This window comes from Bradyrhizobium cajani (assembly GCF_009759665.1).
GTDB classification, from domain to species: domain Bacteria; phylum Pseudomonadota; class Alphaproteobacteria; order Rhizobiales; family Xanthobacteraceae; genus Bradyrhizobium; species Bradyrhizobium cajani.
The window spans coordinates 1-396 of the sequence record NZ_WQNE01000109.1; the positions used below are offsets into that span (position 1 = coordinate 1).

Here is a 396-nt window from a genome sequence, read left to right on the forward strand (position 1 = left end):
CCGCAGGACCCGCCGGACCAGGCGCTCCAGCCAGAGCGCCGCCGCCCGCGGAGGGCTCTGCAGGGCGGTGAACAGCAGCAGGCAGACGAAGAGCTGAAGGGTGTAGGCGAAGGCCTGCGGAGCGAAGTAGTTCTGGGCTACCCAGTTGGACAGGGCGAAGAGCGTGGCGGCGCTCCAGCACCACCTGTGGTCACGTGAGATGGATCGGGCGATGGCGAAGACCAGCAATGCGTCGAGCAGGGCGAAGGCGGGTTCGAGCAGACCGGCGTACCTGACGGGATCGAGAAAGCCGGTGAGCTCTCCGAGCTCGGCCGTCCACGCGAAGAAACCCGGCCATCGCTGGTAGATGTCGATAGCCGGGTTCACCGAGCCCTGTTGCTCGATGTAGCGGGTGAC

At 66.7% G+C, this 396-nt stretch carries 1 protein-coding gene; it reads right to left on the minus strand.

The genetic code is table 11. The features are described 5' to 3' along the window. A partial coding sequence (locus GPL20_RS38595) for a hypothetical protein (protein WP_205751249.1) occupies positions 1 to 396 on the minus strand: 396 nt, incomplete at both ends.